Below are 5,685 nucleotides of genomic sequence, written 5' to 3' on the forward strand. Positions count from 1 at the left end.
TATTTTAAAGTCCCAAAAGCCTTTCGATCCAACTTATTTGCTCGCTACCCCTTGACAGATCAAGACAGTATCTACAGGAATCAGGGTAATTGACCGGACATGATATCAATCTGTTAGTCTGGGGAGGCAGACTTGGTTTTTATAGTAACAATTTCAATCGCAGAATCATCTACAAACCGATTGCTGATTTAAAGCCCTGTCGGTGCGATCGGCTCAATATCTGGGTCAAATCCTCCAACTTGATTTGTGCGAATTATCCACAAAAATGCTCCCTGTTTTAATAAAACTTTGGCTATTTCATCTTGGGTGCGCCTCGGCAACATTGTTCGGTAACTAATAGCAGCTTTTATCAGGTTTGCTATACCAGCAAAAAAGGTTTTTTTCAGTTCAGAATCAATCCCCGCTAATCTCGAATTTTTTCGCCAATCTGGACGAACAATACCGAGGGGCATTAATACTGTTTCTAAACTTTCTCCTAAAGCTACTAACTGGTGAAATCTTTGGGTTTGTGCGTCGGTGGGATGTGTTTTCAACCAGTCTTGAATCTGAGGATTTGACTCTATTTCGGAAGTGATTTTTTTAATGGTCGCGTAAATTGCCTGACTTGAATCTTGCACGCAAGAAGTTGCTGGCGTCACTAAACTTGCGCCGGTGCCGTCTCCGCTGCGGTAACGGGCCATCATGATATCTAGTTGCTGGTTTAATTCGGTTAAAGGCGACAAGGTGATGCCGTCAAAATCGTAGTCGCAACACACGCAGTCTAATTTACAGATGATATCGCAAACCGGGCGATCGCCCAACCAGCCGCGCTGCAAGTCTCCCATGTAGCTTTGCCATTTGCTGGAACCGGCGACAATTCCGTCGGGATTGTGGGCGTAAACTTGTTTGTATTCTATGTCAAAACGCAGTTCGCTGGTAAAGCGATCGCGCACTACTTTTGCTACTCCAAAAGCAAAATGTCCGGTGACAATTCCCAGCGGTGGCCGTTCGCCTTTTTTGCCACCGATACCCCCGAAACTGTGAATCACTATCCCGATATCTCCTTCTTGCCAAGGAGAGATTGAAGCGTTTTCTGTAGCATCATTTGGGGTTAACAATACTCTTTTTGCTTGCCCTTTTTGGGCTGGTGTATTTTCCCAATTTTGGCTGCTTAAATAAGCGATAGACTTTTTTAGTCCGAAATGTGTTTCATCTGGGATTAATTGAGCAATTTTTCGGGGTTCGATTGCCTGTACTACAAATATACTGTCTTCGTCTCTTTCGCCATAAATGTACCAGCCGTCTGGATTTAATGGCGATTGTTCGATCAGGTGATTGGTAGACCTCGCTACGCCATTTTTGTCTTGCTGTACTTGCGGAATCCGAATAATTTCGGCGGCGCCGTCAAATTGTTGAGATGTTTTGTTGAAATGCCGGACAATAAATTTGTCGCTGTCGGCTTCTTTTCTCTGTAAAATTGAGACTAAGGCGCAGAAACGTCCGATAATTTGTACTGGTTCGCGATCGATCGTGAGTTCCTGGCGATCGCTGCTGCTATAATGAATCGCAATCACCGGCCTCCGCAGCATCACAGTCACGCTGTCTTCGAGTCTGCTGCCTGCTAGAGTTTCTAAAGGGCCGACATTTCGCCAGCCGTTCAATCTATCTGGATGGATATTGCCAGATTTTTTACTATTTTTAGTTTGTTGTGTGAAGTTTATATCTTGACTGACTGCGTGGACAAAAAACTGTACTTCGCGATTTGTACTCCATTTCAAAAAGGCTGTTTTGCCAATAAAATTTTTATACTTTTTGGGGGAATTTATTACTTCAAAAAACACTGTCCCGTAGGGTTGGCGCTGTTCGTTTGAGGGCAAAATTAAGCGCCCGTGCCAAAGAGCGATCGGCTTGTATAGATAGGCAACTGATGCTGAATTTTCGCAGATTATATCCGGCTCAAACGCTTCTGAAATCTCGCTTTTTCCTCCAAAAATAGTAGCCGTTAAATTGCCGTCACTTTCTACGAATCTGGGTTCTAAAAAAACCTTTTGAGGTTGTGAAATATTAGCGGTTAAATGACCAGTATCTTTTGTGAACGAGCGTCTATAAAAAAGACGGTTGTTTTCTAATTTCGCCTGCAACCAGTTGACGAAAATGCGAATAAAAATAAACGCTGTTAAACCAAAAATAACAGCTAAAATAATCAGCCCCAGGGTCAAAATGAATTGGTTGAAAGACTGACCTAATACTAAAAAAATTGTTGGCTTGATCGAAGAAAATGCCATAATATCTAAAAACGAGTTTTAGGTTCGATCCAGTCTGTGCTGGCTTGACTGCCGAAAACTAGGGGTTTGTCCTCGGTGACAGGTACCGTTTGCCCTGTCATATCAACTGCACAAAGAGGCCAAGATCGATCGCCCAAATTGCCTGCGCGGAACAGAACTTTTCCGGGACAAACTTGGCTCCAACCCAACAATACAGCATGAGTGTAAAGACTGCGAGCGGGAGCAACGGTATAAGTGTAATTATCATTTTTGTCCCAAATGACACCGTAGTCGGACATATCGGAAGAGTTGAAAAGTGCTTCAAATTCGCGGGCGAGAATGCGGGAACCGTCTTGATTCCAAGAAACAGGCACTAAAATGGCGATCGTCCCGGACATATCTATATCATCGCTAGCATACATCCCACTTTCGGCTAGTGGCGAAGCAGCCGCCACTGTTTGCAGTTCCCCGGTTTTGAGATTTTCCACAAACATGACGCTGCTAACCCGACACTGAGAGAATTCCGGCTGCACTTGCAACTCAATTCGACTGTAAGCTGCGTATTGACCGTTAGTTGATACTAGCGATGGACTGCGATAATAGCGGAGGCCTGTGCCGGCAGTGGAGCTCACTTTAGCATGAGTGGCACTAATCCATTCCCAAGGAACGGGATAAGGGCTATTTAAAGGGTCAGTCATCGGTTTTTTTTCCAAAAGTTTTACTGAATTATCCAACAGATTCAGGTTGGCACGCAACGGACTAGAAACCTGGTTTCTGCCTCGATGCTTCGCCACCACACCCCAGATTTATAGGAAGCGGGTTTCTTTTTGAGATTTTAGATGGGAGGATAAATCTCAAATCTTAAATCTCAAATTTCAAATCGGATAGGTAAGATAGTATCGAAATTAATCTGGTATGTACACCGAGAGGGATGAAATATGACGCGATCTTTTAACGAAAAACCTTCAATCCCCCCCACTCGCGTCTCCAAGTCGCGGGGAAAAGGTTTGCTTGTACTGTCGCTGATTTTTCGACTGCTGCTGCTGGGGGTGGGCAGCGGTTTTGCGTGGGTTTTGGGGATGGCGATCGCTCAAATTTATCCGTCAGGCGCGACTGAAATGCCGGTGGCAGAGAGATTGCTGCGTGTAACTCAAAATTTGACCTCCAGCCCGAAACGCGCCCCAGCAACGCCAATTCCGGCGCTCCCGCCACCAACCGCTACACCGACTCCCCAGTCAAAAGTCAGTCCTGCCGAGAGAGAGAAATTGCAGTCTGATTTGAGACAGTTGCAGGGCGAACTCAACGCGCTGATTGGTCGCACGGCGGCTTTGGAGAGTCAGTTGGGCAGCAGCCGCCCGACGGAAACTTTGGAAAAGCGTTTGCAGTTGATGTCGCGGGAATTGGCGGCGCCGGAAACGGCGGCAAGTATTGCCCCTGCTTTACCTGCGATCGGCAGCAGCCCGAGTCTGAACCCTGAAACGGTGAATACTGCCCCACAGAATGCCAATAATCCGGTGTTTGGGGGGGATGGGCTGATGGTGACTCTGCCCAGCGATGTTTTGTTTGATACTGGCAGCATTTCTTTGCGCGCGGGAACAAGTGCGATTTTGGACAATTTGGTGGCGGAGTTGAGCAATCACGAGGGGGCAACTGTGCGGGTTGCGGGCCACACTGACGACGTGGGGGAAGCGGCGGATAATCGCAATGTGTCGTTTGCGCGGGCTCAGGCGGTGGTGCAGTATTTGTCGGGTGTACTCGGTCAGAAGTATCATTGGGTGGCGATCGGCTATGGGGAAAGTCGCCCTTCGGTGGATAATAGTTCCGATACTAATCGGCAGCGCAACCGCCGCATTGAAGTGGCAATTAGTCCTTAGTTTTTAGTCATCAGTCCTCACTCACCAGTCATTAGACTTATTGCATAAATATTTTGATTGAAAAGGGAACAGCAGAGGCAACGCAGAGACATTTCAAGATTGTTTGGGAAGGCTAAAATTCAATTCTAGTATGAAAGTCAATAGTGCGAGCTTAATATCTCGCGAGTGTTCTTTTCGCGAGATGTTAAGCTCGCACTGCACTTTCAAGCATATTATGCCGATGCCAACAGAAACGATATAAATTAAATTTTTCAATTCCCCTCTCTCTCTTGCCCCATTTCCCTCTCTTCCCATTTTCCCAGCTATCACGCCGAAGGTGTAAGAGGTGGCAAGTCAGAATTATTTTTAGCCTGATCTATTGCCTCTCGATGTTCGCTTCTAAGCTTCGGTTTTAAATACAAGTTTTCAATCAAAGCTGCCACTCCCGCAAACCAAGGTGGCACAATTACCGCTCCAATAATTCCTAATACTTGAACGCCTCCCAATACAGACAGCAATTGATATAAAGGATGCACACCAACCGATGAACCAACCAGCAAAGGATCGAGGACGTAAGTTTCTAAATTCTGGATAATTACAAATAACAGTAATACCCACACAAATAGCAAGCCACCTTTAGCAAAGGCTACGATTAATGCTGGTACTGCTCCCAAAACTGGCCCGATGAAGGGAATCAAGTTGGTAACACCTGCGATCGCACCCAAGCCTAAAGCAAATTCCGGCATTCCCAAAATGCTCAAACCTGTGGTAATAAATATCCCTAAAATGCCCGAAACTAACACTCGCCCGCGAATATAACTCCCCATCCTTTGACCGATTGGCGTCGCTTGTGCGGCTAATCTTGCATCCCAAGGTTTCGGGAAAAACTGCACCAAACTTTTAATTAATGTGTCGCTGTCGGCCACCATGTAACCGGAAATAAATAAGGCTAAAACTAGGCTGAAGAAACCGCCTAGAATGCCTCTGGTTAAACTGTACGATCGCAAAACCAGTTGTTGACTCGATCGAATCAGCCAATTAGTCACCGATTGAGTGTCCACCAACTGACCCACCAGGGTTGGGGCATCGTCGGTGAGGCGACTCAATACATTAGTTGCCACAGTTCGCAAACTTTCGACATAAACTGGTAACTGCCGCAGCAGTAACTCTATTTGTTCGATGACCGTGGGCCCGATTAACACTACCGTCCCGCTAAATCCGCCGATGAGAGTTAAATAAACCATAATCACCGCCAGCCAGCGGGGAACCCGCATCGTTTGGGCCCAATTAACGATCGGGACGATCGAAGCAGCCAGCACGACTGATATCATCAGAATGACTAGCAGGCTCCGCAATTGCCACAGCAACACTAGCAGCAAGGACGATGCTACAATTAGCAGCAAGTTAGGTAAAGAAATGGTAATCCGCTGTTCTGACATGATTATTCTGACAAAATTGAGTAATGATATTGTTGTCGATCGTGTCACTCTCTATTTTATGATAAACGATATGACAATACTCCGGACAGTTTTTAAGCAGCCAGAGTACCATAAGACAAGACTGAAGGAAGGTTAGGGTGATTTAAAATC

At 45.9% G+C, this 5,685-nt stretch carries 4 protein-coding genes; 1 reads left to right on the top strand and 3 read right to left on the bottom strand.

The features are described from left to right. Nucleotides 1-188: 188 nt before the first annotated feature. Both QUA36_RS30595 and QUA36_RS30600 read right to left on the bottom strand, forming a co-directional pair. On the bottom strand, nucleotides 189-2,264 hold the full coding sequence (locus QUA36_RS30595) for an abortive infection protein (RefSeq protein WP_333460089.1): 2,076 nt from the start codon (nucleotides 2,262-2,264) through the stop codon (nucleotides 189-191). Between the two features lie 5 nt (nucleotides 2,265-2,269). Beyond that, on the bottom strand, nucleotides 2,270-2,941 hold the full coding sequence (locus tag QUA36_RS30600) for a hypothetical protein (protein ID WP_333166519.1): 672 nt from the start codon (nucleotides 2,939-2,941) through the stop codon (nucleotides 2,270-2,272). Nucleotides 2,942-3,181: 240 nt separating this feature from the next. On the opposite strand from QUA36_RS30600, the gene QUA36_RS30605 reads away from it, so the two are divergent. Beyond that, nucleotides 3,182-4,117 (top strand): OmpA family protein, encoded by a 936-nt coding sequence (locus QUA36_RS30605; protein ID WP_333454622.1) that lies wholly within the window; start codon nucleotides 3,182-3,184, stop codon nucleotides 4,115-4,117. A gap of 305 nt (nucleotides 4,118-4,422) precedes the next feature. Here the strand turns inward: QUA36_RS30605 and QUA36_RS30610 are convergent, their stop codons facing one another. After that, the gene (locus QUA36_RS30610) at nucleotides 4,423-5,535 is read right to left on the bottom strand and encodes an AI-2E family transporter (RefSeq protein WP_333454621.1); all 1,113 of its coding nucleotides are present in this window, start codon (nucleotides 5,533-5,535) and stop codon (nucleotides 4,423-4,425) included. Nucleotides 5,536-5,685 lie beyond the last annotated feature (150 nt).

Origin of the sequence: Microcoleus sp. Pol10D4 (genome assembly GCF_036701555.1) — a bacterium.
Taxonomy (GTDB): Bacteria; Cyanobacteriota; Cyanobacteriia; order Cyanobacteriales; family Microcoleaceae; genus Microcoleus.

Excerpts from the sequence above, each read along its gene's own strand:
- QUA36_RS30595 (WP_333460089.1), bottom strand. The coding sequence starts at position 2,264 with ATGGCATTTTCTTCGATCAAGCCAACAATTTTTTTAGTATTAGGTCAG.
- QUA36_RS30600 (WP_333166519.1), bottom strand. The coding sequence starts at position 2,941 with ATGACTGACCCTTTAAATAGCCCTTATCCCGTTCCTTGGGAATGGATT.
- QUA36_RS30605 (WP_333454622.1), top strand. The coding sequence starts at position 3,182 with ATGACGCGATCTTTTAACGAAAAACCTTCAATCCCCCCCACTCGCGTC.
- QUA36_RS30610 (WP_333454621.1), bottom strand. The coding sequence starts at position 5,535 with ATGTCAGAACAGCGGATTACCATTTCTTTACCTAACTTGCTGCTAATT.